Origin of the sequence: Vibrio panuliri (assembly GCF_009938205.1) — a bacterium.
Lineage (GTDB): Bacteria > Pseudomonadota > Gammaproteobacteria > Enterobacterales > Vibrionaceae > Vibrio > Vibrio panuliri.
In genome coordinates this window covers 1,544,465-1,570,753 of record NZ_AP019655.1, presented here as the reverse complement: position 1 = coordinate 1,570,753, position 26,289 = coordinate 1,544,465, and the positions used below count along the sequence as shown (strand labels likewise).

The window sequence follows — 26,289 nt, the reverse complement described above, 5'->3', positions numbered from 1 at the left end:
TTGGCGATGAAAAGAGAACAGACAATTGAGAATCTCATTCAGCTAGCAGAACAGACAGCACAGGTTCAAGCAGACCGCATTGAGATCGTGTTAGAAGAACGAAGTGATGACCATTTCCCACCAATGTCAAAAGCGTTGATGGAAACTCGTTCTGGTTTAACTCGTCGTAAGTTAGATGAAGCGATCAGCAAGTTGGAAGCTGATGGGCATCAATTTACCAAGAATAATGCCAACCATTACTCGATTTCATTGCAAGAAGCTCACATGCTGATGGATGCGGCTGGTGTGCCAAAGTTCTTTGAACGTAAAAAGAATGCTGAGAACAAGCCATGGATCATTAACGTTCAGAACCAAAAGGGTGGTACTGGTAAGTCGATGACCGCTGTCCATTTGGCGGCGTGCTTAGCCCTTAACCTTGATAAACGTTACCGCATCTGCTTAATTGACTTAGACCCACAGGGGTCATTACGTTTGTTCCTCAACCCACAAATTAGTTTAACGGATCACGATAACATCTACTCAGCGGTTGATGTGATGTTGGAAAACGTGCCGGAAGGGGTAGAGATCACTAACGAGTTCTTGCATAAGAACGTGTTGTTGCCAACCCAATATCCGAACTTAAAGACAGTGTCCGCTTTCCCTGAAGATGCGATGTTTAACGCAGAAGCTTGGCAAAATCTGTCTCAAGATCAGTCACTCGATATTGTTAAACTGCTAAAAGAAAAGCTGATTGACAAGATTGCTGACGATTTTGACGTCATCATGATTGATACGGGCCCACACGTCGATCCGCTGGTTTGGAATGCGATGTACGCCTCGAATGCACTATTAATTCCTTGTGCGGCTAAGCGTCTTGACTGGGCTTCAACAGTCAACTTTTTCCAACATTTACCAACGGTCTATGAGATGTTCCCTGAGGATTGGAAAGGACTAGAGTTTGCTCGTCTGATGCCAACCATGTTTGAGGATGACAATAAGAAACAAGTGTCGGTTTTGACTGAAATGAACTATTTGTTAGGGGATCAAGTCATGATGGCAACGATTCCGCGTAGCCGTGCATTTGAAACCTGTGCCGACACTTATAGCACTGTTTTTGATTTAACAACCAGTGATTTTGAAGGGGGTAAGAAAACCCTAGCGACCGCACAGGACGCGGTTCAAAAGAGCGCGCTAGAGCTAGAGCGCGTGTTACACAGTCACTGGAACTCACTAAACCAAGGGTAAATTAACTCATGGCAATTAAAACTTCAGATTTAAACGCTAGATTATTCGGCAAGACGAATAAACGAATTGCAACCACACCGCAAGAAGCTCAACAGGCTGCAAAAGAGCAGGCTCATGTGATTGAGTTGTCTGTGGCGGGTGAAGAGATGGTTGAATTTACGCTGACTCGCGTTGAAGCCGACCAAGTTGAAAGTAAGACCGTGGTGTTTGCCGATAACGCCCGTGAGCAATCATTTTTAAATGAACATGCACTGTCTGACGTATTAGTCACATTGCGTGAGCGCGGCCAGCAATACCCAGCTGTAGGTCGCATGCGTGAAGATGGAAAGATTGAGGTTCTTGACGGTAGCCGTCGTCGTATGTCTTGTATTTTGGCAGGTAAACCGTTTTTGGTTTATGTGGCGAAAGACATTAATTCAGAACACGCGAAGTTCCTTTCTGACGTTGCTAATGCTCACAAACCATTGTCTCTCTATGAGAAAGGCAAAGAGATGCAAGCTAAGCTAGCAAGCGGTGAAGCGGAAGACCAAAAAGCGCTGGCAAAGATGTTCCAATGCAGTGAAGCATTGGTCAGTGGAGCATTAAAAGCGGCTGATTTGCCTCTTGAGCTTTTGCAAGCCTATCCAAATGTGGCCGATCTTGGGCGTCCGACAATCGTTAAACTGCACAAACAGTTTAGCCAGCTTAGCCACGCTGACAAAGGCATGTTGTTGAAAAAGTGCCGCGATAAAGAAGGTTTTGCTTGGCAACGTAGCGAAGCACAAGGTGTTGCTCGAATCACCAAAGATGTTTCTGAGATGATTGAAGCTTGGATTGAAGAACTTGCCCCGACCAAACGAGCGGTGAGCAATAAGGTTGATTTGATCAAAGGCCGTGTTAGCTACAGCCGCAAAGGCGCCAACCTCGCATTGAATCTCAAGAAGATCGATGAGCAAACTATGCAAGATATCCTCAGTTTTCTAGAAGAGAAACTGAAATAGACTTAACCAGTCGTACCGAAGCCGCTTTTCATAAGCGGCTTTTTTATTACCTTGATTTCTATGACTACCAATCACGATTGGTATAAACCGCAAATCAAAGCGCCATCTGCTTTCATCTCTGCCGCTTCAGCGTGGTTAAGTATATACTAGCGCCATGGTCAATCATGATTTTTAGTTATGGCAGCAAATCAAAACTTCCTTAATCAATTGCTTCATCTTGCTCAGAGCAATCATCACCGTTTTGGTGTAGTACTGAAAGGAGAAGCCAATTGGCAGCACCAGTTGTGCCAGTTAGCTGCGCAGCAATGTTCGGGTTCTATTTTCCAGCTTGGCGGTGAAGCACTGCCTTATGTCGAACAATGGCGTGCAATCAACAAAGGTCAGCAACTGCTTGGTTACGAATGTAGTCTACTGTTGATTGATTTGTCTTATGGATTTGATGCCAACAGTGTTAACGCGATTTTAGGCACGTTGAAAGGGGGTGGGATTGCGATATTTTTCCACGCGGAGTGCTTAGAGGACGACCTAGCAACCCGCTGGTTAGTTGGCGCGTTAAACGAATTGCTTGTTATCGAGCAAAACCAAGCGTTGCCTGCATTACCTGAGCAATCTCACATCGAAGCTGACTTCGCGCCTTTTGCAATGCAACAACAAGCCATCGAGCTGATTAAGAAAGTGGTGACCGGAAGTCGTCGTCGCCCGTTGGTATTGACCGCTGATCGCGGGCGCGGAAAAACCACAGCACTTGGCATTGCCTCAGCTGAACTCATGCAATCTCGACCAATACGTATTGTAGTAACGTCGCCGACGGTTGGTAACGTTGCACCATTGTTTCATCATGCCGAAACGCGATTATCGGCATGCACTCGTAGCAAGCTAAAGTTGGAGTGGCAAAGCTCTTCGATTGAGTTTGTCGCCCCCGATGAAGTTGTAGAAGGGGAGTTACAGTGCGATTTGCTCTTGGTTGATGAAGCCTCTGCGATTCCGCTCCCAATGCTCAAGCGTATGGTTGAGAAATATCATCGCGCAGTATTCTCGACCACGATTCATGGGTACGAAGGCTGCGGTCGCGGCTTTAGCTTAAAGTTTCAGTCATGGTTGGCGGCAGAACGCTCTGGAACACGCTTCTATCATATGGACACACCGATTCGTTGGCGTGAGAACGATCCACTCGAAGCTTGGCAATACCGAACCTTTTTGCTCGACGCAGAGTTGGATGAATGCCCTTATGACAGAGAACACGACATTGTTGTAACCGCTATTTCTCAGCAAGTACTACTTTCCTCGCCGGAGCTATTGAAGCAGTGCTTTGCTTTGTTGGTTAATGCGCACTATCAAACTACGCCAAACGATTTATTGTTGTTGCTTAGTGATCCTGCGATGAAGCTCTTTACTGTGTTGGTACAAGGAAAGTGTATTGCCTGCGTGGTTGGTGTCGAAGAAGGTGGGATGGATGAAGCGTTGGCTCAGCAAGTGTTGCTTGGAAAGCGACGCCCTAAAGGTCACTTAGTCGCGTCATCTTTAGCGACCCAACTTGCCGCAGTTGAACCAGCAAAGCAACTTAGTTTGCGCGTAATGCGTATTGCAGTTCATCCTGCTTGGCAAGGCCAGGGTGTTGGCTCGACGGTTCTGCGTCAGTTAACTGAGAATGGTCACTACGGATATTATTCAACGAGTTTTGGTGTAACTGCAGAACTCTACCGATTTTGGTACCAAAATGGCTATCGAGCTGTCAAATTAGGTAGCCAACGAGATCAAGCCAGCGGCTGTTATTCAGTCATTATGGTCCACACTGATTTAGAGTGGAAGAGTGAAGCTGAGCAGTTATTTGCCAAGACGTTGGTCTACCAGCTCAAAGATTTGTACCACCAACTCGATGTTGAACTGGTTTGCTGTCTGGTCAATCGCCTTGGTGTTAGCAAAGAGAGTGTTCACGATTTTGAAAAACGGCTGTTAACTCATTACTCGTTGGGTGGGTCCAGTTATGACAATGTGGTCGCGGTATTGGAACGGTTCACTTTGCAATATGCGATGTCTATGCCTTTTGCGCTGCTCATTCGTAAGGTAGTTCAGCAGCATAGTTGGCAAGCATGTAGCAAAGAGTTCAGTTTGGCGGGGCGCAAGCAAATTGAAACTGAATTAAGACATCAGGCTTCACTGTTACTTTCATTGTTGGAATAGCAATTTACAGTGTAAACAGAATCTATCTTTACAGTGTAAATCGAAGTGAGTTTCACTGATTTACACTGTAAATGGTGTTATAGATAAATGTATCACTAACGGGTGACCGAGCCTATTTCGACATCGGCTGTCGTTCATGCTTGGTTAGTGCCGAGCCCTTCTTATCTCTCCTACCTGAAATAGGCAATTGACGCGCGAGTCTGTTTGTCATTTGCGTAATAGCCATTTCTTTCTAAACTCAACAATACGCAATCAGTTTAATGGTTAGGTTTCGCATTTCAGCTCATCGTAATGGCAACGGCCTCGGTATTAAGGTGCGTTGCGGCGTCGTAACGCGACCTTGGAAAGCCTGACGGAGTGAATGGCTAACTTGGCCACTTAGAGGGGGAGTCATGTCTGTTAGAAGTGAAGTTGACTTAGAATCAAAGCGCGTGACCGTTTATGTATGCGGCGCGTTCGGCTTTAATTTGATTCAGGAGTTTAAACGGTGTTACACCGATAAACGCGAATATCAATTTACGATCGATCTTAGGCAAGTTGACTACATCGATAGTGCTGGCTTAGGTATTTTGATCAACATGCAAAATTACTTAGAACATGAAGACGGCGCAATTCGATTGACGAACACCTTACCTCAAGTAAGAAAAGTTTTAGCGATTTCACGCTTTGATAAGAAGTTTCTAATTGAATAAGGACGTTCAATGCGAATAGTTATAGTCGACGATCAAGAGACCAATAGAGAGTTGTGCCGGCTAATGTTGAGTCACGTAACGTCAAGGGTGGATACGTTCGCCAGTGGCGTTGGTGTGGTTGATGCAATGCGTCAAATGCCAGACCTACCAGATATCGTCTTGCTTGATGTTATGATGCCCGAGCAAAACGGTTTTACTACCGCTCAGCAAGTTCGACAAGCGTTTCCCGATAAGCACATCGCGATTATCTTTTTGACCGTGTTAGATGACCACGATTCATTCGAGCGCTGCTTATCACTTGGCGATGACTTCGTTCTTAAGCCGGTAGAAAGCAGTGTGTTGCTGGCAAAGGTTCAGGCACACTATCGCATTGTGACCATGCACAATGAGGTGATGGCACAACGAGATGAACTGAGTCTTTTTCATGAACAGACTCGCTATGACTACGCGATTGCAGAATCGATTTTTGCCAACTTGAAAGAAGAGATGAGTACTCAGGTGAAACATGTTTATGGTGTGGACTACATCTCGACACCCTCAACGGTTTTTAATGGGGACTTGATTGTCGTTGCGAATCGGCCTCATGGTGGGGTATACGTGATGATAGCGGATGCGACGGGACATGGTTTACCTGCCGCGATTTCTGCGATACCTGCTACGCGAGCGTTCTTCTCTATGGCTGTGAAAGGGATGTCGCTTGGTGAAATTGTTGGTGAAATTAACCATGTGCTGGAGCGCTTTCTGCCTTCTGGGATGATGCTTGCTGCCAGCTTCTTCGAGGTAAGAGCCAGCGGTTTTGAAGTTTCTTGGTGGGGTGGGGGACTACCTGATGCTTATATTCTTGATCGAGATGGGAAGATAATACGAAGACTTGAGTCCAAACATATGCCGTTAGGCGTATTATCTAACAAGCAGTTTGAGGCAAACCTCGTCCATCTAACGCTAGAGCCCAACCAACGCATCATCGCCTATACCGATGGGGTGATAGAAGCCGTTAATCAACAAGGCGAGTGGTTCGGTCAAGAACGCTTAGAGAAGGTTCTGCAGTCCGGTTGTATGACCATTCCATCTCTCTATCAATCTATCAAAGAGTTTGCGGACAAGAGCGTCGAAGATGATCTCTCGATACTTTCGATGCAGTTTCCAATTTCAAGTGATAAGAGTACAACGAAACTCGATATCAAGGACTCATACAGTAGCTTGCCTATTCAGTCGACGTTGAGCTTCCCAGCTGAGGTGATTAAGCAAGTCAACCTGATGAGTGATATACGGCGCTTCCTCGCTGGAATCATCTTCTCTGGGCCTCATCTTGATTTGGTCTGCTCCGTTCTCTCTGAGTTGGTGACTAATGCTATAGACCATGGCTTACTCTGTATGGATAGCACCATCAAAGAACAGCCCGAGGGCTTTTTTCTGTTTTATCAAAAAAGAGAGCAAGAACTAAAGCAAATGCGTGAGGATGCTTGGCTGCAAGTCAACTTTGACTATCAACCCGATGCATGTTGCTTAGTTATGGTTCTGGAACATAATGGCGTTGGCTTCGACTATCGAGCGCACCCTAAACAACCATCGAATGGTATGTCCTATGGACGGGGAATTGTTTTAGCGACAGAACTGTGTGACTCGCTTGAATACAGTAATGAAGGTAAGAAAGTCACGGCGACGTACTGCTTTGAAGCGCCCCATCGATTTCCTGTTTCGAAGTAACTGGATTTACAATGTAAATCTATCTACTTCGCCAATCCATTTGCCAACAACACGATTCGACGCTGTGAAATGTCTTGCGTCTCACCGTTGCGACTTATATTTGAAACTTCAGTTATTCATCTTCATAGTGGATGCGTAAAGATAGGTGAGTAGATTGCTCGACAGTGTGCAAAGGTTAGGGATTAGCGATGTTTAAACTTGAGAGCCGAAGAGTCATATTACGTGATATGCAGTTAAGCGATGAAGCCGCGTTTGTTGAGTTAACTCAAGATGAGAAATACCAACGTTTTTATAGCGAGGAAGATTGTCGAGCTGAGAAATATCGGCAACTCACTCAACTCTTTATTGAGCAAGCACAAGCGCAACCACGGACCGCTTACCAATTGGCAATAGAAGATAAACTAACCGGCAATTTTATTGGTACGGTATGTCTACGCTTAGAGAGTGATCTGCAAGCTTCCATTGGATGTGGTATGTCGCGTCGATATCAAGGAACGGGTTTGATGCAAGAAGCCGCTTCGTTATTGGTTGACTATGGTTTTAACCAATTAGGTGTGCATAGAATGTATGCTGAGACGATCAGTGAAAATCGTGCCGCAATTAAGTTGTGTAAATATCTTGGTATGGTTGAAGAAGGGCGCTTTCACCAACATCGCTTCTTCAAAAATCAGTGGTGGGATACCCTTGTGCTAGCGATTCGTTCTAATGAGTGGCAACAGCGCTCAACAGTGATTTTGCGCTAGAGTTACTAATCAGGGGCTATCGCCCCCAAGTAGTCTGGTTTGTTAAGCATTGTTTGTTGCTTGGATTTTGCTTTTCACACTTGTTTTTAGGTTGTGCATAAAGCTTTTAAAATGTGGCATTAAATCACTGAACAGGGGATGTTTGCGATTTCCCATCATTACTGGGCCAATCAAGCGCAGTGCAACAGCGACTTTGGTTGCGGTTTGGGGCTCAAGATCAGTGCCTAACTTAATCTTCTCAACGGTATTAAAAAGATCTTCTTTATCTTGGTGTTCAAACTCAAGGCGCTGAACGCGTTCATTGACTGGTGAAATTTCTTCTATAGTTACGCGGTAATGTTTTTCTTTACGGATTTTATCAATCATCTTTGTTCTCTCTATCTGTGAAGGGTTATATTTGCTAATACCATCAGACTTCATCTGGGTTGAGCGCATATTGCGTTGCAACATAGGAGTATTAAGTTGATAATATCAACTATAATTTAATGGTTGACGATGTCAACTATATTCTTAAGGGACAAAAATGTCGGATACAAAATCTTTAGATACATTGTTTCAATTAGTGCATAGTGTGAAGCGCAATTTGCATGAGCAAATTGAGCAGCTAGAGTTAGATATTGCACCGATGCATGTTCGGGTGCTGAAGATAGTGACGCATCAACCAAACTGCAGCGCAGTTGATATTTCAGGTTTTCTTTCACGAGATAAAGCTCAGGTCACAAGACTACTCAATGCTTTGATCGAAAAGGGATTAATAGCAAAATTGCCCAATCCCCAAGATAAGCGCAGTCAATGTTTAAAGGTGACAGAGAAAGGACAAGAGATCGTGAGTAAGATCACCAGTATCGATGCAAAACTGCATGATAAAATGACGAAAGATCTTTCGAGTGAGCAACTCGCGCAATTTGAGCAGGTTGTTGGGAAAATGGTCGCGAATCTCAATGCTTGATCCACGATAGAACGGAGAACGTTTGTGTCTAATATTGTTTATATAGCAACCAGTATTGATGGTTACATCGCTGACAAGAATAACCAGTTAGATTGGTTACATGATACTCCGAACCCAAATACAACGGGTTCAGATTTCGGTTTCGCTAACTTTATGGATCAGATTGATGCATTGGTTATGGGTAGAAACACTTTTGAAATGGTAGCAAGTTTCGACTGCGATTGGCCTTACAGTAAACCTGTGTTTGTGTTGAGTAATACATTGTCTTCCGTCCCTAGTGACTATCAGGACAAAGTATTTTTGATCAAGGGTGAGTTAACGCAAGTGGTCAGCGAACTTAACCAGAAAGGTTATCAGCGCTTATACATTGATGGTGGCAAAACAGTGCAGAGTTTTCTTGAGCAGGATCTAATTGATGAGATGATCATTACAACCATCCCAGTTTTGCTTGGCGGTGGTGTGCCATTATTTGGCGATCTTGTCGCGCCGCTAAAGTTTACTAATGTATCGACTGAGCGATGGTTAGACTGTTTAGTGCAAAGCCGTTTTGTGCGACTTCGTTAATTTAAGTGGTTGTTAACTCGAGCAACGCGCATACCCGCACGTGTGTTTTGTGTTATCAAGGCGAGTTTACAGTGTAAAGTATAAAAAAGCGGTGAGAATATCTCACCGCTTTCTGCGTGTAGAGAGAACTATTTGTAACGAATATTGATCTGTGCCATCGCGGCGAGATCATCAATATCGTCATTAGCCCAGCTGGTTTGCAAGCTAAAGTCGGTATACTTGCTCCATTGATATTGGGCTTTGATGTCGGCAAATGTCGCTTCAATATCTTTTTGGCTTCCCAACTCATTGTCGATGCTCATCTGCCCACCAGCAAATTGAAGTTGCCACTTATCATTCACTTGCCAATTGACTCGTGCGGCATAGATATGGCCATCGTTGTTCTCGTGGCCTAATCCGCCAAAGAACTGTCGAGAGATAGGGCTAGGATTGTTTCGGTCACTGTTGTTGATTAGCCCTGAGTAGGTATCAAAGCCGCGTCCAACTAAGCCACCATCGACAAACCCTGTTCCTTGAGCTTGAATTTGCACGTTAGAGGTGAGCTGATAACTGGCTTCAAGGAAACCGGCATAACCATCTGATCCCCATGTCGTGTGGTAACCATTCTTCTCTGTTGAGTCGGAAAGAATGATATTCGCCGCGCCTTTTAATGCTAGTTTGTCAAAGCTCAGGGTGAAAAATGGTGAGATATTGTGGAAGTAGTCAATACCATAGCCTTGCTGTGGAATATTCTGACTCGCGTCACCAATGTTTTGCGCGCCACCGTCAAAGTATGCCCAGAGCATGCCCCAATCCAATGCGTTGTGTTTACCAACTGCCGCTAATGCGTACATATGAACGTCATCGTAAACGTCAATCGACGAGTCGAGTTCATCCTCGGCAAAACGTAAGTCATAGATACCGATGAGACTAACATTATTAGCTTCTCCATAACCGTATGACTGCATCGCCAATAAACGGTCTCGGCGATCATTTTGGATATTGAAGCCATAGGCCCAGTCAGCTCGTTGACGACCCGCTCGAAGTAGTAAACCATCTTGAGCATATTGAACAAAGCCTAAGTCGATAGATAAGCCATCAGCATTGCTGCCGTCGGTATAGTTTGTGCCCGCTCCGCCACTATGACGGCGGTCACCGGACCAATCGTAATAACCTTGCCAACGAGTGTTGATGGACCAACCATCTTCCAAAATCAAGTTAGTGGTCAGGCGGAATCGGCTACTATAGCCATTTTCTGACTCAGCATTGGAAGGGTCGATGGCATGGGCTCTGACATACGCATCGACTCCCCAATCAAGTTTCGCTTGTTCGTTTAATTCAACCACCGCAGAGTGGGTTGCAAAAGATGTGCAGATCCCCGCTACCGCTAAATATAACGTGTGCGTTTTCATTGTTTATGTCCATGTAATTCCGGTGCCCAGCGCTCACTTAAACTGCAAATGCTGGGCTATGGGCACCGAAGAAGAAAGCTCTAGCGGTTTAAAAACTCGCTGATTTTTTGGTAAGTCAACTGACACTCTTCTTTAACCAGATCTTCCATATTAATGAAGGTGTGAATCATGTCGTTGAAGTGATAGTGCTCGACGCTTGCGCCAGCGGCTTGGGCCATTTCACAGTAAGCGATACCTTCGTCTCTTAGCGGACAGAATTCCGCGGTAAATAGGAGAGTTTCAGGTAACTGTGCTGTCATCGGTTGGTACAGTGGTGATGCTTGCTTGCGATCTTCGCCATTTTGGAAGTAGTTGTCGAAGTACCATGCAATCTTACCTTTTTGCAGTAGATAGCCAGTCGCATTTTCTTCCATCGAAGCACTGTCCATTGTGTAATCGAGGCTTGGGTAAATCATCACCTGTTTAGTGATGGAGACATTCGGATCGAACTGCGCTTTTGCACTGACAGTCGCCACTAAAGCACCACCACCAGAATCCCCCGCGATGGCGAGAGTTGGTTGATAGTTTACTTGACGTTCATCGAGTACTTTCCAAAGGTGTTGTACCACTGCGTATGCGTCGTTGACGCCAGCCGGATATGGACATTCAGGCGCAAGGCGATACTCAACTGCCACGACGATATGGTTGGTCGCCAGAGCGAGTTTACGGCAAATAGGGTCATAGACAGTCACGCTTCCCGCCATATGTCCACCGCCATGGTAATAGACCAAAACAGGTAGCGCCTGGTCTGGTTGCGGGTGATAGATGCGGACTGGAACGGCATACTCTCCGCCTTTCACCACGTCATCTTGAATCCAACCCACCGCGGGAATATCGGTGACAAGACCTTTAGTGAGGTTTGCCAGCCCTTCGCGAGCATTGGTTGCATTGGGTTTGAAGCCACCTTCAACCAACTGATTGACTAAAATATTGAAGTTTTCTAACCACGCTTCTAATTTAGGACTAACTTGACGCATAACGCCTCCTTAAGCATTTTTAGTTGTTGCGTTGATGACTTCAGGTTTCTTACCGGTTTCTGGTAAGAAGAAACTGGCAAGGAAGAAAGTTGACGAGCAAATGACCGCAAAGGTGGCCGCATAAGCAATGTTACCTGTGGTATCTGCAATCACACCGGCAAAGTACATCAGTATTGTTTCTATGGTGTATGAGATTGACCAGAACATACCGAAGATCACCGTAATGCGCCCTGGTGTCATGTTAGGTAGCTCTTGTGGGAGCGTCACTAGCGAGGTCATTGGTACGAACATAAAGAATCCCGCCATAAATGCAGCGCCGTAGGCAATAGTCGCACTGCCGGTGGTGATCATTAATGCTGCAAAGGCGGTCATCGCCAAGCCACAGTAGCGAATCACAGGTACGCGTAGAGGGTAACGCTTAGCCGCGATAATCCCGGCGATTGTGCCGACCATACCTGCACCAATCATAATCGAAGAGAGGTATTTGGCTTCAGCCGCAAAGCTTGGTACTAGCGGGAACAGTGCGAAAACTGAGATATAGCAGAACAATAGACCGGAGTAGGCGATTGGTAGCCACCAGTTAACGGATTCTTTCATTCCATCTTTTAAGGTATAAGCCGCTTGTTCTTTGTTGTCTGCGGTGCTTGATAGTGAGAAATCATCACTGATAAACCACCAAACGATTAGAATCGCTAAGCTAATGGCAGAAATAGCAAGAATAACGTTTTGCCAACTGCCCAGACTTGCCAACATTGAACCTGTGAAAAGCAGTGCAAGCAGGTTACCCATGTTAAAAGCTGCGGCGTTAATACCATTGATTAACGGGCGCTCTTCAGCAGAGAAGTACTTGATCACAATTGGGTTGAAGTAAACGATGGCGAATGCACCGCCAAAACCCATTACCAAGCGGGAAAAGACATACAATGGATAGTTTGATGCAAATGCGCCAATCGCGCCCGCTACGATGAGCAGAGAAGCAACCGCAAAGGCTTTTTTCGGGCCCATTTTTACCAGCAGCCAAGCTGCAGCTAAGTTACCGATGATTTTGGCAATGGTAATTGCGTTGGTCATCCAAGTTGCCGCCGCCATACCATCGATGTTGTAGTAGGACATGATGTCTGTGGTCATCATTGAACCTGCTACCCAAGACATGGCGAATAATGCATAGGTGAGAAATATCGTTATCTCGATAAGATGTTTCTTGTTCATAACGTGTACCTTGTAGGGGATATTAGATTTGTTTTCCATGATTAATAATACCCCAATAAAAACAGGGTATTATCCTTATTTTGCAATAATGAATTGTGTGATCCTGCTAGGATTAGTATGAAAATGTTTCGAAAAATCAGATGGATAAAAAAATCCCCGCGTTAAGGCGGGGACTTTATCTTTGCGAGGAATATGCTTCTTACGGTTGTAATAAAGCGAGCTTGTTGACGTCAACGGGGGCATCGTAATCGACTTCACTAAAACCAAACCCATTGAGTTGGAGAAAATCGAGTTTATAGCCATTGTAGTCGCCAATCTGGCTGAAATTATCGGCAGTCATTTGGGCCATCAGAGTTTTAACTTGTTGCTGAGTTTCTGGCTCCAACTCCCAGTCATCAATGCGAATTAAACGAGCATCATCGACAGGAACGCTTGGCATATAGAGGCGCTGAGCAAATAAGCGCTGCATCTGCTCAATACAGCCTTCGTGAGTGCCTTTCTCTTTCATCACTTTAAATAGCGAGAGAATGTACGGCGAGAATGCAGGAATAAACACACTCGCTTTAGTGACTAACGCCTTACATACCGACACATAAGCCTCTCCACCAAGTTGGTTAAGCGTTTGGTTGAGTTGATCTGCGGTACGATGCAAATGCGCTTTAGCGCTGCCCAATGTGCCTTTGTGGTAGATTGGGTAGGTGACCTCAGGACCGACATACGAATAGGCGACAGTTTTGCAGCCTTGGGCAAGCACATTCGACTCTGCCAGCATATCAATCCAACTTTGCCAATCTTCGCCGCCCATGACCTTAATCGTTGAATCCATCTCTTCTGCGGTGGCAGTGCCCACTTCCATAGACTCTAAGCAGTCTTTTTCGATATTGATGGTTGGTCCGACAACTGGCTCTCCTGAGGTTTTGATTGCCGAGCGCCAAAGTTCACCGGTTTCTGGATTTGGTCTTACGCCTGTGGCTAAGCTGTAAACTACCAAATCAACCTGACCACCAAATTCATTTTTAATGTAATCGATAACTTGGTTGCGCATGTCGCTAGAGAAGGCATCGCCAACAAAGTTTTTGGCAATCAATCCTTGTTTTTCGGCCTCTTGGCGGAAGTATATATTGTTATACCACCCTGCGGTTCCAACCCCTTTATCGCTTGGACCACGCTCAAAAGAGACGCCAATCGTGTCGGCTTGAGCGCCGCCGAAGGCGAGACTAATGCGTGATGCTAAGCCGAATCCAGAAGAGGCACCGAGCACCAATACTTTTTTTGGTCCTTGGGTTATTTGTGGCGCATGCATAACGTAATCGATTTGGTTCAGTACTGCTTGGTGGCAACCTGTTGGATGCGCAGAGCGGGCAACAACACCTTGAATGATAGGTTTAATAATCATAATAGATCCTCAAATTTTAATGCTTTGGCGGCATAACGGTTGCCATGCCCTCAATAACGATTTTGTTATTCTGATTAATGCTGCGAGTGGCCAGTTTGACGATATTTTTCTCGCGATTGATTTCAATAATTTCAACTTCGGCGCGAATGGTATCGCCGATGTATACCGGAGCGGTAAATTTCAGTTCTTGCCCTAAGTAAATTGTCCCAGGGCCGGGCAGTTGCATGCCAAGTACCGCAGAGGTTAAGCCTGACACCATAATTCCATGTGCTACGCGATTGCCGAAAATACTCTTTTGTCCAGCAATTTGGCTAACATGTACCGGGTTAATATCGCCGCTGATACCACAAAACATTTGGATATCAGATTCGCTAATGGTTTTTTCAAAGTGTGCACTTTGTCCCAGCTCAAGCTGGTCGATGGAATAACTCATAGTGATGTATCTCTTCGAAATAGTTTTGCGATAAAAACTGCGATTTTTATGGCAAGACTATCTCCCTCTCGAAAGAGGGAGAGCGTGTTTAAGCGGCGACACTTTGCGATTTGAGTTTGTCTTGCTTCGTTAGCGCTTCTTCGCTGAGGGTGAGTCCCATTGGTTGGTCTAAGAAGATGCGCGCATCCATCAACTTAAGCTCTGGGCTAATGACAGGTTTAAACGCCATTTGGCTAAGTACGTCTTTTTCGATATCCACGCCAGGAGCTACTTCAATCAGTTCAAGGGTTTGATTACCAAGCTTAAACACCGCACGTTCGGTGATGTAAAGCACCGGCTTGTGATTACGTCTTGCGATGTCTGCGGAAAATGTAATTTGTTGTACTTGGTTGATAAGCTTTTGAATGTGACCATCTTTGATTATTTTTAACTCACCATGACCGGTTTCGATTTCCATTTTTCCTGCGGTGAATGTGCCACAGAAAAAGACTTGCTTGGCATTTTGGGTGATATTGATAAATCCACCACAGCCCGCTATTTTGCTGCCAAATTTAGAAACGTTTAAGTTACCGTGTTGATCGCACTCAGCTAGCCCTAAGAACGCTTGGTCAATTCCGCCACCATCATAAAAATCAAACATTTGATCTTGCGTAATGACGGCTTCTGGGAATGCTGATGCGCCAAAACTTAACCCACCTGCTGGTGTTCCCCCAATTGCTCCAGGTTCAACGGTTGCGATCATTTGGTCGGTAATGCCCTCTTCGTCAGTGACTTGAGCGATGACCTCTGGTACGCCAATACCGTAGTTTAGAATTGCACCTTGTTTAAGCTCCATTGCCGCGCGACGCGCAATGATCTTTTTAGCATCTAAAGGCCGAGTGTTTGTTGTCTTCTCGGTTGCTTGTCCACGACCGCAATAAGCAGGGTTCATCGCTTCGGCAAAAGTCTGCATGTGCTGTTCTGGCTCGGCAATCACCACGGCGTTAACAAAGATGCCAGGAATACGAACCTGCTGCGGGTCTAATTCGCCAGCTTTAACGATTTGCTTCACTTGTACGATGACTTGGCCGCCTAGATTGGTGACTAACTGGGCAGCGGCAAGGTTTTCGAGGAACAGGCACTCATCTTCCATGGTAATGTTGCCATTCTCATCCGCAGTCGTACCACGCAATAGCGCGACATTGGGATTGATCCGTTTGTAGAACAGAAACTCTTCACCGTCGATATTCATAACAGAGACGCGATCTTCTTCGGTCACTTGGTTGATCTTGCCGCCACCTAGCCGAGGATCAACAAAGGTGCCTAAACCCACGTGGGAGATAGTGCCGGGTTTGCCTGCTGCTGAGTCGCGTAATAGTTGAGCGATGACACCTTGTGGAAAGTTGTACCCTTGGATCTGCTCTTGATTGGCTAGCTGCTGTAACCTTGGGATTAACCCCCAATGACCACCACACGCCATTTTTACCATACCAGGGTGGGAGAGGTGATTGGTTGCTTTGTCGGTACCATCGCCTTGGCCTGCAGTAAAATAAAGCTCGAGGTTATTGGGATGACCGGTCGTTAAATAGCGTTCTCCAACGGCTTTTTCGATCGCTTCAGGAACAACTGCGCCAATAAAACCGCCAAGGATGACTCTATCACCATCATTAATTAGATTTGAAGCTTGTAGGGCTGTTAACACTTTTATTTTCATTATCAGTTTTCCTTTTGGAAAAATATATTGCTTTCAGCACATGCTGTTTAGCTGATAGAAAAAGTGTATTGGCTTCTGATTAATGAAAAAATAGACAATAAAAGGAAAGATAATTGCGTAAAAGGGATAATATATTCGAGTGACTTCAAGGTGCAGGATTCAGAGAAGGGGCACGGGTTCGGGTTCAAGGAAAACAGCGACGTGAAACAGGAATCTATTTTCAAGTTTAATCGAGTGATCAATAAAAAAATAAGAGCAACTTAAGTTGCTCTTATTGAAGTGGCTTATTCTGTCTCGGAGATTTCTCTCACTCGTTTGATTAGGTAGTCTTTAAAATTGACACACCGCACCGGCATTTGTCGTCTTGGGCGGTAGTAGAGGCTGAATTCAAACTCACTGTTGGTGTATTCGCGCAAAATGGGCACTAAACTCTCTTGCTTTAGCTCCTCTTCTATCAAACGTACCGGTAAATAACCGATTCCTCCGCCATTCATTGCCACGGTTTTGATAAATTGGCTATCTTCCACCTCAACTGTTTGGGCAATATCGACCGTAGTCATTTCACCATCGCGTTCGAAAACCCATTTGTTGCCGCCCACTAAGGTCGAAGCATACAGACAGTTGTGGCGCCTTAAATCTTCTGGCAGTTCTGGTTCGCCATATTTCGCAATGTATTCGGGGGAGCAGCAAGCCATCAGCGGATATTTCAGCAGTGAGCGTTTTACCAACAGGCTATCTTTCTCTTGAAAGCCTTGGTATATCGCACTTGCTCGGATAGCAAAATCGATCTCATCGATATGGTCCATATCAAAGGCGGTTTCCAATATTCTAAAAGTGACATGGGGGTGCTGCTGTAAGTACTCGCCGACGATTGTGCCGAGAAAATATTTTGCAAACAGTGGCGTTGAAGCGATGCGGATCACGCCACGGTCATCGTTGCCCAGGTTTTGAATCTCAGTGAAAATTTCATCTATTTCACCATTAATGCGATCAAACCGCTCATACAGGCGCAAACCCGCTTGCGTGGGTACCACCTTTCTGGTTGAACGTTTAAGCAAACTTATCCCCATGCTCTCTTCAAGTTCGATTATCCAGCGGCTACCTGCTGACGCTGAAATACCATATTGCTTGGCGGCAAGGCTAAATGACCCTGTGCGGACCACGTGAAGAAAGTAGACGATTTTATCGAGCATAGTTAAGACCCTAATTATTGCATTTACAGCGCAATAAAATTTATAGCCTAGCTGGTAGCAAGAAAAAATAACCTTGTTGAAGTTTAGCAAGCGAGTTCAAATTTCTAGCGGTGTACTCATTGTGCAAATCATGACGAGCAAAGTTCAACCCCATTTTCAATATTTGATTATCCCTTATTTGCAATAGTGTTTTGAATTGGAATTAGTCAACAAATGGTATTTCACTCCATAGAATAAATTCACCCACTGCGAATAATACTATGCCAAGACATAGCCTCGCATCCTTTCGAAATAAGGTGAAACTATGCTTACCAATAAAATCTGTATCGTAACTGGCGGCGCTCAAGGAATTGGTCGCTGTATCGTTGAAACATTCGCCAAGCAAAATGCGGCTATGGTTTACGCGTGTGACATGAACACGCAAGTCGCTCAGGAACTGCAAGCGGAATATGCCAATGTGCAAGTGAAGCAACTTAATGTTTGCGATCGCGCTGCGATTCAAGCCTTGGTTGAAGAGATCCAAGCGCAGCATGGCAAGGTCGATGTGTTGGTCAATAATGCAGGGATCACCCGTGACAACTTGCTTGATCGTATGAGCGAAGATGACTGGGATATGGTGATCAACGTGAACTTGAAAGGGGTGTTTAATATGACACAGGCGGTGGCACCTCTGATGATCGAAAATGGTGTTGGTTCGATCATTACCATGTCTTCAGTAGTTGGTACCGATGGTAATGTTGGTCAAAGTAACTATGGCGCGACCAAAGGTGGCGTAATCTCAATGACGAAAGGATGGGCAAAAGAGTTTTCTCGTAAGGGCGCACAAGTGCGTGCCAATTGCGTGGCTCCTGGCTTTATTGAGACTCCGATGACTGTTGACTTACCTGAGAAAGTCCTCGATTACATGAAATCAAAAACACCATTAGGTCGTATGGGTAAGCCAGAAGATATTGCCAATGGTGTTGCATTCTTAGCCAGTGACAATGCCAGCTTTATCACAGGACAAACACTTAAAATCGATGGCGGCTTAGTCATTTAAACGGAGGCAGTAAGATGAGAAAAGTCTATATCGTTGCGGCTAAGCGCACTGCGCTCGGCAGTTTTGGTGGCAGCCTCGCTTCTACGCCTGCGGCTGAACTGGGCGGGCATGCGATTGCTGCCGCGTTAGCGCAGGCCAATATCGCCCCTAATTTACTCGATGAAGTGATTGTTGGTAACGTGCTAAGTGCTGGGCAAGGTATGGGGCCAGGTAGACAAGCTGCCAAACTTGCTGGAGTACCTGATTCTGTTCCCGCTTTTACGCTTAATATGATTTGTGGTAGTGGCATGAAAACGGTGATGGAAGCGGCCAGTAAAATTAAAGCAGGTGATGCTGATCTTATTGTTGCTGCGGGCATGGAAAACATGTCGTGTGCACCTTATGTTTTGGATGCAAAAAACCGATTTGGCAGCAAAATGGGCCACCAACAACTGGTGGATACCATGATTAATGATGGCTTAACCGATGCATTCAACCAATACCACATGGGTATGACGGCTGAGAACGTTGCAGAGAAATATCAAATTGATCGCCAAACTCAAGATGCGTTTGCATTACGCAGCCAGCAGCGCGCGGTTGCCGCGATCAATCAAGGCAAGTTCACCGATGAAATTGCTCCGATTGAAGTATTGCAGCGTCGCGAGAAAGTGAGTTTTGCTCAAGATGAATACCCAAGACATGACGCATCACTAGAGAGTTTAGCCAAGCTTAAACCCGCTTTTAGAAAAGAAGGCAGTGTAACGGCTGGTAATGCTTCAGGCATCAATGATGGTGGTGTTGCATTTATTTTAGCGTCTGCTGATGCGGTAGCGACTCATCAGCTTAAACCACTCGCGGAAATTGTCAGCTATGGTCAGGGGGGTCTTGATCCTGCTTACATGGGATTAGGGCCCGTTCCGGCGATAGAGCAAGCACTGGATCGCGCTCAGATGACACTGGCGGATATGCAGCTACTGGAGTTAAACGAGGCATTTGCCGCACAAGCGCTTGGTGTGATGCACGGATTGAGTGACAAATACCAGCTTCCTATGACGTGGTTTGACGATAAAACTAACGTTAACGGTGGAGCGATTGCGTTGGGTCACCCACTTGGTGCATCTGGAGGGCGTATTTTGACGACCTTGATTTATGAGATGGACAAGCGTCAACTTGAGTATGGTTTAGCTTCTCTCTGTATTGGTGGTGGAATGGGTACTGCAATCGTGATTCGAAAGCTGCCCGCGTAACTGGAAAATTGGCTATTAATGACAAAGCGGCACTCGAATGATTGCCGCTTTTTAGTTTGCAACTTATGGCTTTTAAACCACAACCACTGATTTCTGCTTGCTGGTCTCGCTATGCTTTAGAGCTGTACGCATGTCGTCAAAGTGAAACTCTGTGGGTGACTCTACCACGAGTTTATGTTCGATAACGTGATTGAATAAAACTTCACCATCATTCATTAACTCAAGCCAATCTTGCTCATCGCCGAAGCTGTGCAGCGCCCCAAGTGCAATTTCATGATAAGAGATGGTTTTGGTAAAAGGCGCGTCGATAGGCGTTTCGACTCTACCTTGAATACAGACCACATGACCGTTGGCTTTGATGTAAGGCACTAACTCAGCGGCATTGTCTGGTCCAACCGCATCGTATGCAGCAAAGTAGTGCTGGTCGACGTCATTTAGCTGACGATAGACTTTTCTAATACCGAGCTTCTCAGCCAGTTCAGCCGAACAACTTTTGGAGATCACATCCACGACAAAACCACGTTGCACCAATAATTGTGTGACTAGCTTGGTGACGGCTCCAAGTCCAGAAATCAATACATTTCGCGTGGGTTTTACAGGGATTTTCTCCACCGCTTGCCAGGCAGTTAGTATTGGACAAGGTAGGGCTGCCGCCAAACTGAATGCCATTGTTTTTGGTAGCTTCATTAAGCGATTAAGATAAACAGGGGTGTGCTCAGCAAAGCTACCATGTCGGGCGAGTGCAGCATGGTAAGCAACGGGGGTACCTATCCAAGCTTGGTCGACATCTTCGCCTACATCAACGATTACACCAGCCCCATCGACACCAGCAATATGACCTTCTTGCCATGTGAGAGGATTAGCTTGGATAAATTTCCAATCCACAGGATTAATGCCAATGGCTTTATTGGCGACCAATACTTGATTTGGTTCTAGACTCGGTACGCTTTGCTCAGCTAGCGAAACGTCATAGTGCTCAGGCTGATAGGCCCATACTTTATGCTGTGTACGCATCGAATTAATCCTTTCTTCATGGGTGTAGTTATCGTTCTACGTTAAATTATCGACTGATGTTTACAATGTAAATTGAATATTTACGAGTCAGCTCAATGGGTTCACATCGAGCTCAATCTTCCTCTCTGCCACCAAGGTATCATGTTTCATCATCTGAGCAGTTAAGGTTGAAAGGGGATAAAGTGTCTGACGAAATTTTAGGTCGTGGTGGCGTGATTTCCAAGCGCAATGGGTGTGTCGTAAGACCATTAAATAAATGGTCTGCTTCAGTGCACTTGCTCTTATCTCATCTTCATCAAAAGGGGTTTCATCAATGCCCAGCTTTGGTGGCGATTGAAGAGAAATGCGAGGTATTGAGTTTTGTCGCTGGCGACTGTTATGACTACCCCCTGCAAGGCGCAATCGCCACTGAGCAAGCATTGATCTCTGCCGCTCAGTTGCTGCGTGAGTTCCATGATGCCTCCAGTGATTTTTTACAACAACATGTGAGTGATAAATTGGTGTGGATGTTGCCATCAAGAGAGCCACAACAGGTGATATGTCATGGGGATTATGCTCCCTATAACCTTGCCTTAAATGGCGATAGCGTGCGCGGTATTTTCGATTTCGATACTGTCCATCCCGGCCCAAGGATTTGGGATATTGCCTATGCCATATACTGCTTTGCACCATTTAAAACCGATGTGAATGATCGCCTTGGTTCCCTCGAACAACAAACTTATCGAGCGCGTCTGTTTTGTGATATCTACGGTGTTTCGTCGCTAGACCGTGGCCAGTTGGTTGACAATATGGTTCAACGATTACAGGCACTGGTTACTTTTATGCATCAACAAGCGGAGCAGGACAACAGGCAGCTTATTGAAAACCTCCAAGATGGACATCATTTAGCGTATTTAAGTGACATCGAATATCTGATTGAAAATAAGCGATTTATATCCGACTCCATCATTAGGTAGCCTCGCTTGTTTGGCGGTTTCTTGTACTTCTCATTGACAGGGTAGAACAAACGCTCTACCTTAAAGGTAAAATAAACGTTCTACCTAGGTTTTATAACCATGCTTAAACAACAGATAGCAGCGGATCTCGAAAAAGCGTTTAGTCGGTATGGCTTTGCTGAGCCAAGTGTTGCTCAGTTAAAGGATGCTTGTCATGTCAGTTTGAGAACCTTGTACAAATATTATGCGTCGAAAGAGCAAATGATCGCGGCAGCATTGGAACATCGCCATCAGCGCTATATTGAGTTTCTACTTGAAGACAACCAAGAGGTAGGGACATCCAGCATTCTCGCGGTGTTCGATAAGCTGGGTATTTGGATGCGAGATTTTGCCCCGAATGGTTGTATGTCGAGTAACGCTGTCGCCGCTTTTCCCGAGAATCAAGAGATTAGGGAAGCCGTCTCCCGACACAAACTCAATGTTATGGCATTGCTCGGCGAAAAAAGCCAACAACCACAATTTGCCACTAGCTTGCTATTAATTCATGAGGGGATATCAAACTCATGGACGGTTTTGGGCGAGCAATCTGTGGTGACAGCAAAACAATTAGCTACCACGTTATTAGAAGGAGATGCACCACAATGACCATTCCCAACACAATGAGAGGCGTTGAGCTTATCGGCCACGGCGGTCCTGAGATGTTGCGCTATCGCGAGGATATCGCGGTGCCAAAACCACGAGAGTTTGAAGTCCTCGTGCAAGTATTGGCTGCGGGGGTGAACAATACCGATATTAATACTCGCACTGCATGGTACTCAAAAGGTGATAATGATAGTGCGGATGCTAGTTGGTCTGGTAATGCATTGCCTTTGCCACTGATTCAAGGTGCAGACGTATGCGGTGTCATTGTGGCAGTGGGCAAGTGTGTCGATGTTGCACGAGTTGGTGAACGCGTTTTGATTGAGCCAAGTCTGCAAGAGGTGAATGGTCAGCAACTTGACTCGCCTTGGTATTTTGGTTCGGAGTGCAATGGCGGATTTGCCCAATATACGACGGTATCGGCGAAACATGCGTATCCGGTCGAAAGTGCTCTTACTTCAGTTGAGCTTGCTACATTCCCATGTTCCTATTCCACCGCGGAAAACATGCTGACTCGGGCGAATGTGACCGATCAAGATACGGTACTGATTACTGGTGCTTCTGGGGGCGTAGGATCTGCCGCGGTGCAACTGGCGAAGGCTCGAGGAGCACGTGTTATCGCAATAACCAGTGCAGAAAAAACGCAGCAGTTACTCGATCTTGGGGCTGATCAAACGGTCACAAGGAATGATGATCTTGTCAGTGTTCTGGGGCAAAACAGTGTCGAAGTGGTGATTGATCTTGTCGCTGGAAAACAGTGGCCAGAGCTGCTTAAAGTGCTTAAGCCGAAAGGGCGCTATGCTGTATCAGGCGCGATTGGTGGGGCGATGGTAGAGTTAGATGTGCGAACCCTCTATCTAAAAGATTTAAGCTTTTTTGGTTGTACGGTGTTAGAACCACAAGTATTTGGCAACTTAGTTAAGGTGATTGAATCTGGGAAGATTCAGCCGATAGTGGCACAAATTTTCGATTTAAAAGCGATCAACCAAGCCCAAATTATGTTCGAGCAGAAGCATCATGTTGGCAAGATCGTTTTGTCAGTGACGTAAGCTTCGAGCATCTTAATTTATTGCTAAAAAAATCAGATAATTAGAGTGATGTTTATTCCATATTATCGGGGTGAAATGTATAAATTTCTCATATGTGAGACACATTTTGTTACGTAAGGTCGGTTAAAAATGTCGACCTATGCTGGAAAATGTTAGCAATTTCATACTTATATTACGTCAACTTATATACACTGTTTACAAGGTTACTGTTAAGTTGAGTGAAGCATGTGGAAAGAGCTGCTTGTTCTGTCTGATGATAAAAAACAAGTCATCGCAAAGCTACCGAATGATCTTACGCTACCGCGTGATATGGACTTTTCTGGTCTTGAAGAGGCAATGGTTCCGCTTAATGCTGACGCATTTTTTATTTACGAAGAAGAAGTCCTTCGTTTTCTTACTCTCGCCAAAGAAGGCAAATCAGAATCTTTCCATGGAATTGTTATTGCTCAAAAGCTAGATGCGACCGTCGATCTGCTGGTCTCGGAAGACGATATGCTCGCGAGCATGGTTGTGACAGGTGCTTATGGAGGCAAACCTTTGAGTGGCCCTCAGGTTGTCCAAGCGCTTGCCAGTGGATCAGTAACCAAGGGTATCAATAAACTCGCATTGAAAAAGGTACTTGTTGTCAGTCGCCAACTAAAACCGGGTAAACAGTATTCTCAGCCAGTTGCAACAGGAACAAAGCCTGTTGATGGCAAGGACACACAGTTTGTCCCACTAGTGAAAGATGTGACCAAGCAAGTACTTGCGCCTGTTGAAGATGAAACAGGCAAGGTGGATATGCTTAACCTAGGTGAGACGGTGAGTGTGACTAAAGGTCAACCCTTAATGCGGCGAGTTCCCCCTTCTTTAGGCAAACCGGGTCTTACGGTTCAAGGCAAAACGATCCCTGCGGTTGATGGTAAAGATCTGCCACTTAAAGAGGGGAAAGGATCGCATATTTCTGACAGTGATCCTGATCTGTTGGTTGCGACGGTAACCGGCATGCCGATCCTGCAAGAATGCAGTGTGGATGTCGACGATGTGCTGGTGCTCGATACCATCGGAGTGGCTACTGGGCACGTTAAGTTCAAAGGTAACTTGTTGGTAAAGGGCAACGTTGAGTCCGATATGAAGGTGCGTGCCACGGGAAACATTACCATTGGTGGTTTTGTTGAGTCGGCAAATATTCAAGCCCAAGGTGATGTCACCATTGCAAAGGGCATAATAGGGCACAACGTTTCAGATAATCAGAAAAAGTCATGCATCATCAAGGCTGGTGGGTCTATCAAAGCCAACTACGCTCAGTTTGCAGAGCTTCAGGCTGGCCACGATATTGAACTGGCGATTCACTGTATGAACAACGAGATCCGCTGTGGCAACAACCTCTTTGTGACGAATAAAAATGGTAGTCAAGGCACGCTAAGTGGCGGTGAAACAAAGGTTGGTGGCAAAGTGGTGTGCGTCAACTTAGGTGTTGAAGGTGACACCGCCACCTATGTTCATGGTTTTGCGCGCTATAAAATGCACAAAGAGCGGCAAAATAAGTTTCGCGAGCATTATCAACTTGCCCAAGAAGCGACCATGGATGTCGTACGTAAGGAACTTGAGTTTAAGAAACGGCCTAAAGCTGAACGCAGCGAAGAAGAAGAGGCGCAAATTGAGTCGAGTAAGGTCGCAGCCAGTGCGAACTTAGAGCGTATCAAAACCGCCAGAGATTTACATTCTGAAGAGTTTGAGAGACTGCTGGTCGAAAATACCATTCAAGCGACTAAAAAGGTTTATACGCGAGTTATCGTTCAGTTTGGTGATGATAAGGTTACGACGAAGCGAGTGCATGGCGCCGCGACCTTCTCCTACAATCAGTATGAAATTCAATGTTCCTCAATGATAGATGAGGAGATGTTAGAAGACGATTTGTAAGCTTTAGACATAGACTCTGATGGCTTCATACCCAACCATCAAAGGAGCGAAGTAACACCTCACCATCGCTGCGATAAGCTTAGCGGTTAATATACTTTACTCAGTTCCTTCCGCCATTCGGGCTGAACATCTTCAAATGCCCAGTAGGTTTCCATTCGGCTAATTTGACTCGATGTAAATGTGAAAATGCTTGTCGCATAGAAACTGTTCGGGCAAGAAGGGCTTGTAACGTAAACAATGCTAATGACTTTATCCGAATCAGTGCTTTCTACATGCTTTACTTCAAACATCCAGTTTTTACCAAAGGCCTCGTTTACAGCAATGAACTGATCCACACTTTCATAATATTCTCGACTTGTTGGCCATATCACTTCTAACTGTTTGCTGAATAAGAATTTAGAGCCTTCATAGTCTCCAGCACTGAACTTATCCCATAGACTTATTACTATTCCAACGTTATCCACTTTGCTTTCCTCGCATCATGACTTTGCCAGGCAACTCTAATTGGCAAACTCTAATTCTAAAAAATCAATCTCTTGCCGTTTTTCAACGCTATTGCGTTGATATATTCGCCCTCATCTTGATTCGCTTTTTGTTAAGTGCGCCTATCCAACAATATCTGTTTTTAAATGCACTACCTGATTTGGTAGTAGAATCTGCGACTTACTCCACTGTAGCCATCGACTCATCAATTGAGTAAGGAAGCACTTTTACTGACTCAATCTATAGAGAAAGAGAAGCATCCGTTATTGATACTCGATCACGTTGTATCAGTGTTTGGTTTCCAACTTATTTTGAGTGGGATCGGGCAATACTCAAAGTAAGAGTACTGCCTTAGCTGGGGGATAAAGTGTTGCATCTGAGTATTGGTAACATTATCACTAAGTAAGAATGGCTGGGTTTCTCGCTAAACAAGAATGGTTGAGAATTAGTCGTCGCACATCATCGGTGTGTCGGGCGCACTCCGCTTTCCTCTATACCTCATCGAACCTAAGCAGTTCACACCACTGAACTAAAAATAAAGTGTGGGATAGGTAACCGTTTACCTAAACGTTTATTGCCAGGTAATAAAAAGGGCTTCATTATCACACTGTGAGAATGTGAGGTTCTCTGT

General features: G+C 45.3%; 24 protein-coding genes. 14 read left to right on the top strand and 10 right to left on the bottom strand.

Annotation, left to right across the window (positions count from 1 at the left end; all coding sequences use genetic code 11):
* Positions 1-6 precede the first annotated feature (6 nt).
* The 6 genes from GZK95_RS21790 to GZK95_RS21765 all read left to right on the top strand — a co-directional run bounded on the left by GZK95_RS21790 (position 7) and on the right by GZK95_RS21765 (position 7,527).
* On the top strand, positions 7-1,224 hold the full coding sequence (locus GZK95_RS21790) for a ParA family protein (protein WP_075705772.1): 1,218 nt from the start codon (positions 7-9) through the stop codon (positions 1,222-1,224).
* Between the two features lie 8 nt (positions 1,225-1,232).
* Entirely contained in the window at positions 1,233-2,204 is a 972-nt protein-coding gene (locus GZK95_RS21785) for a ParB/RepB/Spo0J family partition protein (protein WP_151148834.1), read from the top strand.
* Positions 2,205-2,381: 177 nt separating this feature from the next.
* The gene (locus GZK95_RS21780) at positions 2,382-4,385 is read left to right on the top strand and encodes a tRNA(Met) cytidine acetyltransferase TmcA (RefSeq protein WP_075715481.1); all 2,004 of its coding nucleotides are present in this window, start codon (positions 2,382-2,384) and stop codon (positions 4,383-4,385) included.
* A 392-nt stretch (positions 4,386-4,777) separates the two neighbouring features.
* Positions 4,778-5,077 carry an STAS domain-containing protein gene (locus tag GZK95_RS21775; RefSeq protein ID WP_075715480.1) on the top strand — a complete coding sequence of 100 codons (300 nt, stop codon included), beginning with the start codon at positions 4,778-4,780 and terminating at the stop codon, positions 5,075-5,077.
* 9 nt (positions 5,078-5,086) lie between these two features.
* Entirely contained in the window at positions 5,087-6,784 is a 1,698-nt protein-coding gene (locus tag GZK95_RS21770) for an ATP-binding SpoIIE family protein phosphatase (RefSeq protein ID WP_075715479.1), read from the top strand.
* Positions 6,785-6,972: 188 nt separating this feature from the next.
* Positions 6,973-7,527, top strand: a complete 555-nt coding sequence (locus tag GZK95_RS21765; protein WP_075715478.1) for a GNAT family N-acetyltransferase — start codon at positions 6,973-6,975, stop codon at positions 7,525-7,527.
* 42 nt (positions 7,528-7,569) lie between these two features.
* Here the strand turns inward: GZK95_RS21765 and GZK95_RS21760 are convergent, their stop codons facing one another.
* Complete coding sequence (locus GZK95_RS21760) at positions 7,570-7,893, bottom strand: DUF3861 domain-containing protein (protein WP_075715477.1); 324 nt, start codon at positions 7,891-7,893, stop codon at positions 7,570-7,572.
* Positions 7,894-8,050: 157 nt separating this feature from the next.
* On the opposite strand from GZK95_RS21760, the gene GZK95_RS21755 reads away from it, so the two are divergent.
* Both GZK95_RS21755 and GZK95_RS21750 read left to right on the top strand, forming a co-directional pair.
* Entirely contained in the window at positions 8,051-8,476 is a 426-nt protein-coding gene (locus GZK95_RS21755; protein WP_075705765.1) for a MarR family winged helix-turn-helix transcriptional regulator, read from the top strand.
* Between the two features lie 24 nt (positions 8,477-8,500).
* On the top strand, positions 8,501-9,040 hold the full coding sequence (locus tag GZK95_RS21750; protein ID WP_075715476.1) for a dihydrofolate reductase family protein: 540 nt from the start codon (positions 8,501-8,503) through the stop codon (positions 9,038-9,040).
* Positions 9,041-9,168: 128 nt separating this feature from the next.
* On the opposite strand, the gene GZK95_RS21745 is transcribed toward GZK95_RS21750, so the two are convergent.
* From GZK95_RS21745 to GZK95_RS21715, 7 genes are all read right to left on the bottom strand, one after another.
* Positions 9,169-10,431, bottom strand: a complete 1,263-nt coding sequence (locus GZK95_RS21745) for a hypothetical protein (protein ID WP_075705763.1) — start codon at positions 10,429-10,431, stop codon at positions 9,169-9,171.
* 80 nt (positions 10,432-10,511) lie between these two features.
* The gene (locus GZK95_RS21740; protein ID WP_075715475.1) at positions 10,512-11,447 is read right to left on the bottom strand and encodes an alpha/beta hydrolase; all 936 of its coding nucleotides are present in this window, start codon (positions 11,445-11,447) and stop codon (positions 10,512-10,514) included.
* Positions 11,448-11,456: 9 nt separating this feature from the next.
* Positions 11,457-12,656, bottom strand: coding sequence for an MFS transporter (locus tag GZK95_RS21735; protein ID WP_075715474.1), 1,200 nt, complete (start codon positions 12,654-12,656; stop codon positions 11,457-11,459).
* Between the two features lie 199 nt (positions 12,657-12,855).
* Positions 12,856-14,052, bottom strand: coding sequence for an enoyl-ACP reductase FabV (gene fabV, locus GZK95_RS21730; RefSeq protein WP_075715473.1), 1,197 nt, complete (start codon positions 14,050-14,052; stop codon positions 12,856-12,858).
* Positions 14,053-14,068: 16 nt separating this feature from the next.
* A complete protein-coding gene (locus GZK95_RS21725; RefSeq protein WP_075705759.1) occupies positions 14,069-14,485 on the bottom strand; it encodes a MaoC family dehydratase in 417 nt (138 codons plus the stop codon).
* Between the two features lie 88 nt (positions 14,486-14,573).
* The gene (locus GZK95_RS21720; protein ID WP_075715472.1) at positions 14,574-16,178 is read right to left on the bottom strand and encodes an acyl CoA:acetate/3-ketoacid CoA transferase; all 1,605 of its coding nucleotides are present in this window, start codon (positions 16,176-16,178) and stop codon (positions 14,574-14,576) included.
* A 284-nt stretch (positions 16,179-16,462) separates the two neighbouring features.
* The gene (locus tag GZK95_RS21715; RefSeq protein ID WP_075705756.1) at positions 16,463-17,371 is read right to left on the bottom strand and encodes a LysR family transcriptional regulator; all 909 of its coding nucleotides are present in this window, start codon (positions 17,369-17,371) and stop codon (positions 16,463-16,465) included.
* A gap of 304 nt (positions 17,372-17,675) precedes the next feature.
* On the opposite strand from GZK95_RS21715, the gene GZK95_RS21710 reads away from it, so the two are divergent.
* Together GZK95_RS21710 and GZK95_RS21705 are read left to right on the top strand one after the other, a co-directional pair.
* Positions 17,676-18,410: a beta-ketoacyl-ACP reductase gene (locus tag GZK95_RS21710; protein ID WP_075715470.1), complete on the top strand. Its 735-nt coding sequence runs from the start codon at positions 17,676-17,678 to the stop codon at positions 18,408-18,410.
* Positions 18,411-18,424: 14 nt separating this feature from the next.
* Positions 18,425-19,636 (top strand): acetyl-CoA C-acetyltransferase, encoded by a 1,212-nt coding sequence (locus GZK95_RS21705; RefSeq protein WP_075705754.1) that lies wholly within the window; start codon positions 18,425-18,427, stop codon positions 19,634-19,636.
* Between the two features lie 72 nt (positions 19,637-19,708).
* Here GZK95_RS21705 and GZK95_RS21700 read toward each other — a convergent pair whose 3' ends face one another.
* Positions 19,709-20,650: an alcohol dehydrogenase catalytic domain-containing protein gene (locus GZK95_RS21700; protein WP_075715469.1), complete on the bottom strand. Its 942-nt coding sequence runs from the start codon at positions 20,648-20,650 to the stop codon at positions 19,709-19,711.
* Between the two features lie 182 nt (positions 20,651-20,832).
* Between GZK95_RS21700 and GZK95_RS21695 the strand changes: the two genes are divergently transcribed.
* The 4 genes from GZK95_RS21695 to GZK95_RS21680 all read left to right on the top strand — a co-directional run bounded on the left by GZK95_RS21695 (position 20,833) and on the right by GZK95_RS21680 (position 25,175).
* Positions 20,833-21,606: a phosphotransferase gene (locus tag GZK95_RS21695; protein ID WP_075715468.1), complete on the top strand. Its 774-nt coding sequence runs from the start codon at positions 20,833-20,835 to the stop codon at positions 21,604-21,606.
* A 99-nt stretch (positions 21,607-21,705) separates the two neighbouring features.
* Positions 21,706-22,230 (top strand): TetR/AcrR family transcriptional regulator, encoded by a 525-nt coding sequence (locus GZK95_RS21690; protein WP_075715467.1) that lies wholly within the window; start codon positions 21,706-21,708, stop codon positions 22,228-22,230.
* On the top strand, positions 22,227-23,273 hold the full coding sequence (locus GZK95_RS21685; RefSeq protein ID WP_075715466.1) for an alcohol dehydrogenase family protein: 1,047 nt from the start codon (positions 22,227-22,229) through the stop codon (positions 23,271-23,273). The genes GZK95_RS21690 and GZK95_RS21685 overlap by 4 nt, the downstream gene beginning before the upstream one ends.
* Positions 23,274-23,498: 225 nt before the next feature.
* A complete protein-coding gene (locus GZK95_RS21680; RefSeq protein WP_075715465.1) occupies positions 23,499-25,175 on the top strand; it encodes a DUF342 domain-containing protein in 1,677 nt (558 codons plus the stop codon).
* Between the two features lie 86 nt (positions 25,176-25,261).
* Here GZK95_RS21680 and GZK95_RS21675 read toward each other — a convergent pair whose 3' ends face one another.
* Positions 25,262-25,639: a hypothetical protein gene (locus GZK95_RS21675; RefSeq protein WP_075715464.1), complete on the bottom strand. Its 378-nt coding sequence runs from the start codon at positions 25,637-25,639 to the stop codon at positions 25,262-25,264.
* Between the last annotated feature and the right edge of the window lie 650 nt (positions 25,640-26,289).

Coding starts and splice junctions, on each gene's coding strand:
- GZK95_RS21720 (WP_075715472.1), bottom strand. CDS start 16,178: ATGAAAATAAAAGTGTTAACAGCCCTACAAGCTTCAAATCTAATTAAT.
- GZK95_RS21760 (WP_075715477.1), bottom strand. CDS start 7,893: ATGATTGATAAAATCCGTAAAGAAAAACATTACCGCGTAACTATAGAA.
- GZK95_RS21690 (WP_075715467.1), top strand. CDS start 21,706: ATGCTTAAACAACAGATAGCAGCGGATCTCGAAAAAGCGTTTAGTCGG.
- GZK95_RS21780 (WP_075715481.1), top strand. CDS start 2,382: ATGGCAGCAAATCAAAACTTCCTTAATCAATTGCTTCATCTTGCTCAG.
- GZK95_RS21740 (WP_075715475.1), bottom strand. CDS start 11,447: ATGCGTCAAGTTAGTCCTAAATTAGAAGCGTGGTTAGAAAACTTCAAT.
- GZK95_RS21745 (WP_075705763.1), bottom strand. CDS start 10,431: ATGAAAACGCACACGTTATATTTAGCGGTAGCGGGGATCTGCACATCT.
- GZK95_RS21705 (WP_075705754.1), top strand. CDS start 18,425: ATGAGAAAAGTCTATATCGTTGCGGCTAAGCGCACTGCGCTCGGCAGT.
- GZK95_RS21775 (WP_075715480.1), top strand. CDS start 4,778: ATGTCTGTTAGAAGTGAAGTTGACTTAGAATCAAAGCGCGTGACCGTT.
- GZK95_RS21680 (WP_075715465.1), top strand. CDS start 23,499: ATGTGGAAAGAGCTGCTTGTTCTGTCTGATGATAAAAAACAAGTCATC.
- GZK95_RS21735 (WP_075715474.1), bottom strand. CDS start 12,656: ATGAACAAGAAACATCTTATCGAGATAACGATATTTCTCACCTATGCA.
- fabV (WP_075715473.1), bottom strand. CDS start 14,052: ATGATTATTAAACCTATCATTCAAGGTGTTGTTGCCCGCTCTGCGCAT.
- GZK95_RS21700 (WP_075715469.1), bottom strand. CDS start 20,650: ATGCGTACACAGCATAAAGTATGGGCCTATCAGCCTGAGCACTATGAC.
- GZK95_RS21755 (WP_075705765.1), top strand. CDS start 8,051: ATGTCGGATACAAAATCTTTAGATACATTGTTTCAATTAGTGCATAGT.
- GZK95_RS21785 (WP_151148834.1), top strand. CDS start 1,233: ATGGCAATTAAAACTTCAGATTTAAACGCTAGATTATTCGGCAAGACG.
- GZK95_RS21765 (WP_075715478.1), top strand. CDS start 6,973: ATGTTTAAACTTGAGAGCCGAAGAGTCATATTACGTGATATGCAGTTA.
- GZK95_RS21790 (WP_075705772.1), top strand. CDS start 7: ATGAAAAGAGAACAGACAATTGAGAATCTCATTCAGCTAGCAGAACAG.
- GZK95_RS21685 (WP_075715466.1), top strand. CDS start 22,227: ATGACCATTCCCAACACAATGAGAGGCGTTGAGCTTATCGGCCACGGC.
- GZK95_RS21710 (WP_075715470.1), top strand. CDS start 17,676: ATGCTTACCAATAAAATCTGTATCGTAACTGGCGGCGCTCAAGGAATT.
- GZK95_RS21725 (WP_075705759.1), bottom strand. CDS start 14,485: ATGAGTTATTCCATCGACCAGCTTGAGCTGGGACAAAGTGCACACTTT.
- GZK95_RS21770 (WP_075715479.1), top strand. CDS start 5,087: ATGCGAATAGTTATAGTCGACGATCAAGAGACCAATAGAGAGTTGTGC.
- GZK95_RS21715 (WP_075705756.1), bottom strand. CDS start 17,371: ATGCTCGATAAAATCGTCTACTTTCTTCACGTGGTCCGCACAGGGTCA.